This is a genomic window from Campylobacter sp. BCW_4332 (genome assembly GCF_001763175.1).
Taxonomy (GTDB): domain Bacteria; phylum Campylobacterota; class Campylobacteria; order Campylobacterales; family Campylobacteraceae; genus Campylobacter_D; species Campylobacter_D jejuni.
This window is the reverse complement of record NZ_MJYF01000005.1, coordinates 1-4,646: the sequence shown is the minus strand read 5'-3', so window position 1 is coordinate 4,646 and position 4,646 is coordinate 1. Positions and strand designations below refer to the sequence as shown.

The 4,646-nt window shown below is 25.2% G+C and carries 6 protein-coding genes; all 6 read left to right on the top strand.

What is annotated here, in order from left to right:
- Window positions 1-10: 10 nt before the first annotated feature.
- Window positions 11-787 carry an AHH domain-containing protein gene (locus AJN64_RS09610; protein ID WP_261665691.1) on the top strand — a complete coding sequence of 259 codons (777 nt, stop codon included), beginning with the start codon at window positions 11-13 and terminating at the stop codon, window positions 785-787.
- Complete coding sequence (locus tag AJN64_RS00060) at window positions 787-1,347, top strand: imm11 family protein (RefSeq protein ID WP_070292518.1); 561 nt, start codon at window positions 787-789, stop codon at window positions 1,345-1,347. The genes AJN64_RS09610 and AJN64_RS00060 overlap by 1 nt, the downstream gene beginning before the upstream one ends.
- A gap of 88 nt (window positions 1,348-1,435) precedes the next feature.
- Window positions 1,436-1,996 carry a hypothetical protein gene (locus AJN64_RS00055; RefSeq protein WP_070292517.1) on the top strand — a complete coding sequence of 187 codons (561 nt, stop codon included), beginning with the start codon at window positions 1,436-1,438 and terminating at the stop codon, window positions 1,994-1,996.
- A 70-nt stretch (window positions 1,997-2,066) separates the two neighbouring features.
- The gene (locus AJN64_RS00050; protein ID WP_070292516.1) at window positions 2,067-2,417 is read left to right on the top strand and encodes a DUF4299 family protein; all 351 of its coding nucleotides are present in this window, start codon (window positions 2,067-2,069) and stop codon (window positions 2,415-2,417) included.
- Window positions 2,417-3,049 (top strand): hypothetical protein, encoded by a 633-nt coding sequence (locus tag AJN64_RS00045; protein ID WP_070261728.1) that lies wholly within the window; start codon window positions 2,417-2,419, stop codon window positions 3,047-3,049. The genes AJN64_RS00050 and AJN64_RS00045 overlap by 1 nt, the downstream gene beginning before the upstream one ends.
- Window positions 3,050-3,182: 133 nt before the next feature.
- On the top strand, window positions 3,183-4,646 hold a 1,464-nt coding region (locus AJN64_RS00040), incomplete at its 3' end, for a contractile injection system protein, VgrG/Pvc8 family (protein ID WP_261665690.1).

The following is a 4,646-nucleotide window of genomic DNA, read 5'->3' as shown; positions in this document are numbered from 1 at the left end:
AAGGCTTTTCATGGCTAGAAAAAGAAAGATAACTATTCCTAGAATAGAAGATATTAATGCAACTCTTGATACTTCTTGTTTGCATCCTATATTGGAAGATAATACTTTATTATGTTTACATGGAGGTAAAGTCAATTTAAAAGCAAAAAAGGCTAAAAGAATAAAATATAATAATGTTCCTATTATGTTACACGATGAAATACAAGGAGCTAGTATAAGTGGATGTTTAAATCCTCCAGTAGCTGGAGGACCTTGTACTAAAGTTGCTTTGGTATTTCCTTATACTTATTCAAAGCATAAAATCAATAATAAATATTCCGTTTATCAAATGGGCTTAATAGGAGTAAGTAATAAAGGCTATCCTGTACTTTCTATACCTAAAGGCAATAAGATTAAATTTGCCTTAACTAAAATACAAGCTAGTCCTCTTGCTAAGATTAAGTATGATAGGATAAGATGGGAAGGGATAGGAAGCGATAACAAACAACCACCAATTCAAACCCATCACATTGCTACTGATAAGAATAAAAAATTTACTAAAGAATTTCGAAAAATAACAAAAAAATATAACATGGAATTGGATGAAGACTGGAATAAAGTTAAAATGCCACATCGCGGAAGACATCCTAATGAATATCATGAATACATTCTTGAAAAAATGAGTAAAATTGATAAAATAGCTAGAGGAGATAAGAATAAATTCTTAAAAGAATTTGAAAAACTAAAAGAAGAAATCAAAAATAATCCTGCTATACTTCATAAAGAATACTATAAGGAGAGAAAATAATGAGATATTATAAAATGATGTATAACTATAATCATAACGATGTGGATAATTGGTACTCTTGTGATCTTGTAGATATAAAAAATAACGATGAATATGCACTTTTAGAATCCAAACCTATCACAAATTGGCAAACACCTAGTTTTGAAATCGATAAAGATGATGGTAAAATACTGACTGATCTTATACACAATGACTGTGGTTGGCGTATAGTCTCTCCTAAATTTATAAATTTAATGCAAGATTTAATCAAAGATTGTGTGCAATATTTAGATGTAGAAATTAAAAGTCAGGAAATAAATTATTATGGTTGTAAAATTATGCATGTAATAAAATCACTTGAGGCTTTAGATTATGAACATTCTGTATATACTTATATGGGTGATAATGATGAATATTTAAGTATTACTAAAGCTGTTTTAAAAAAATCAAAACTTGATGGAAGTCATATATTTAGAATTAAAGATGATGAAATACCTGTTTTTGTATCAAGTGAATTTAAAAAAATAGTAAGAGAAAATAATTTATTAGGTTTTAGTTTTAGTGAAGTTATGGTATATTAAAATTAATAAACATATAAAAATATTACAATTATAAATTATATAAACTTATTAGGTTTTATCAAACAAATACCATAATAAAGGATAGAAAATGACAAGAGAACAAGCAGAATTAATTATAGAAGAAGAAAAGTTGATTGATACAGATTGGTATCCTTCTTATAAACATTCAGGAGAATACCATCTTACTATGTGGTTTGATTCTGATAATAATAAATATGAAACTTTCTATGTTGAAGACCAAGGAAGTATTAGACTTAGTTATTCTTTTGATAGTGAAAAAGAAGCTATTGATAAAATGTTGCAGATGAATTATAAACAAAAATATTTTAGCGTAAATGAAGACTATTCAATGCAAAATAGAAAAGAAGTAGCACTAAGAATCATTAAAGAAGAAAAGTTAGAAGTGATTTGGTATGATGAAGCACTTAAACCTTTATGTGCAGGTATCAAACACGATAAACAAAGAGATAAATATATTTCTTTTATCACTAATGCTAAAGCAAAAATTATAGAATGGAAAAGTATTGAGTTTGATGGGGATAGGTACAGTGAAACTTTTGAAAGAATGTTAAATGATGAAAGTATAGCCCTTTATGCTCTTATCAATCGTGCTAGAATGATTAAACAAAATAGAATCAGTTTTGTGTAAATACTTTCCTTATGATTTAATATAAAAAGATTTTTAGTTATAATTTCATTTTATATTTAAGGAAAAATTTATGGAAGATTTAAAACTTTTACAAAGACGTTGGAAAGAAGCTTATGAAGCTATACCTAAACTTTATGAAACACCCGATGGGTTAATAATAAATTTCACCCTAAGTGAAGATACAGATACTATTCTTTTTAAAAAACCTTGGGAAAATTTTGAATTAGATGATGAAGATAAAGAAGCCAAATGGAGATTAAGCTTTTTTAGCATTAGCGAAGATAAACCTTTAGGATATTTAGAATATAAAGAAGCTTTAGAGAAATTGCAAGATTTTTCTTTAATTCAATCAGAAGAAAGGATTTTAATTAGAGCAATGAGTTTAGAAGAGCTTAAAAGTTTAGAGCTTAAAGGGTGGTAATGCTTCCTCAAGCTATATTTTTAAATAAACTTATAGAATTTTTATCTGATGAGAATTTAGATATTGTAAATATGAAAAAAGGTGTAGATAAAATTTTTTCTAAAAAAGATTTTTACGCTATATTAGAATTAAATATTAAAATTATGAATATAGCGAAATTAATTTTTAAAAGTGATGAAAAATTAAATATATTATTACCACAAACTTCTGATTATAAGAACACAAATTATTTTCTTCAAGAATTAGAGTTAAAAAAAGAAATGGATGTTAATCTTAATGATTTAAAAAATTGTGATAATAAAAAAATAATAGAAATAATAAAGCAAGAATATCAAAATAATCTGATTAAAGAATTGGATATTAATTCTCAAAAAGAAAAAATCAAAATACTTTTTATTATTAATGAAGTGCCAAAATTTTTAAAATCAATCTATAAAGAATGTGAGTTTAAAGAATATGGATTAGCAAATTATTTGGAATTTGATGAAATTTGGGATTTTTATGAAAATAATATTAGATATTTTACTATTTTAACTCCCATGGGTGCAAATAAAATAAAATTGCGTTTAGAAAATACACAAAACAGCGAAAAAGAATCTAATATCATAGAAGTAAATTTAGATAAAAAATAGATTTTAATAACAAAAATAAGCAATTTCTTTTTCTACTCAAATTTAGACTATTTGTGTTAAAATAATAAATATAAAAATTAAAAACATAGTGAAATTATAAACACCATAAACTCAACCCCCAAAAGGATCTTCAATGTCCCTTAATTCTTATATGAGTCTTGATATATCAAATTCTACTTCAAATCCCCTACCCTTTAAAATCACTAAAGCCCTTATCAAAGAAAGTCTTGAAGAGCTTTTTTCTATAGAATGTGAAGGCTTTTTTGAAAGTTTAGAACAAGATTTATTTTCTTTAAATACTTTAACCAATGCTTCATCTCATCCAAGCACCCCTACAACTTTTAATTTTCATCCTAATGTTTTAATCGATCAAGAAGCTATTTTAAGTATCCATAATCCTTATGAGAATAATACCTTAAACTTTGATAACAATGAAGTAAAAAACTATAAGGGAATTATCACTTATATAAAATATCTAGGCATTAATCATGAAAGTGCTTTAAATATTAATGATAGCGCTTCAAATACTAAGCAAATACAATACAAGCATTTTTTTTCTTTTAAGCTTCAATCAGTCTTGATAAGACTTTCTTTAAATAAAGCCAATCGTATTTATACTCATACTAATATTATAGAAGTGATTAAACAAACCCTTGGTTTTTATCAAGATATCTTACATAAAGAAATTGATTATTCTAATATACATTTTAATTATGAAGAACAAGAACTCATCTCTCAATACAATGAAAGTGATTTAGACTTTATTACAAGATTAAGCCATAATAATGGAATCTTTTTTTATGAAGATGAGAACACTATTTATTTTTGTGATGTATATAAAAATGTAAAAAATAAAGAAATTGAGTATAATCCTAATATTAATAATATTTTAAATCAAGCTTGTATTTCTTCTATTTATAAAGAGCAAAGCTTAAGAACTAATTCTTTTACGCATTCTAGTATTAATGCCAATACTCCTTTAAATCTTTTATCTTTACACTCTAGTAAAGTTCCTTATGAACAAGAACTTAATAACAAAGCTTATTATAATGAACATTTTTATGAGAGTGAATATTCTTTTACAAAAAGCATTGATTTAAAGACTAAGCCTTCTCTTAAAGAAAAAAGAGCCTTAGTATTAAATGAAAGCTTACTAGCAAAAAGTAATATTTATCATCTTAGCTTAGGAGATTTTATCACTTTAAATTATAAGGAGTTTAATCATCAAGAAGAAATAAAAAATCAAGATGAAGAAAAACAAGATAAAGCTTCTTTGTTTAAAGACTTTATTATTATTGCTAATACTCAAATCTTAATTGATGATGCCATCTTAGCTAATTCTATTAATACGAATGATCATTTAAATTTAAAAGATTTAAATTTAAGTAAATCTTATTCTAATACTTTAACTTTATTAAAAAAGAATATTATCTTTACTCCAAGTTTTAAAGCTAAACCTAAAGCTCCTAATAGCACTCAAGGTATTGTTATAGGAGAGAGTAAGGATATAGAAAGTGAGAGAAATACTATTTATACTGATGAGCATGGAAGGGTTAAGGTAAGGATTAATCTTTATGCCAATCAAGAAGAATTAGAT

Bases quoted from the DNA above. Each gene is read 5' to 3' on its own strand.
- AJN64_RS09610 (WP_261665691.1), top strand. From the start codon at position 11: ATGGCTAGAAAAAGAAAGATAACTATTCCTAGAATAGAAGATATTAAT.
- AJN64_RS00060 (WP_070292518.1), top strand. From the start codon at position 787: ATGAGATATTATAAAATGATGTATAACTATAATCATAACGATGTGGAT.
- AJN64_RS00045 (WP_070261728.1), top strand. From the start codon at position 2,417: ATGCTTCCTCAAGCTATATTTTTAAATAAACTTATAGAATTTTTATCT.
- AJN64_RS00055 (WP_070292517.1), top strand. From the start codon at position 1,436: ATGACAAGAGAACAAGCAGAATTAATTATAGAAGAAGAAAAGTTGATT.
- AJN64_RS00050 (WP_070292516.1), top strand. From the start codon at position 2,067: ATGGAAGATTTAAAACTTTTACAAAGACGTTGGAAAGAAGCTTATGAA.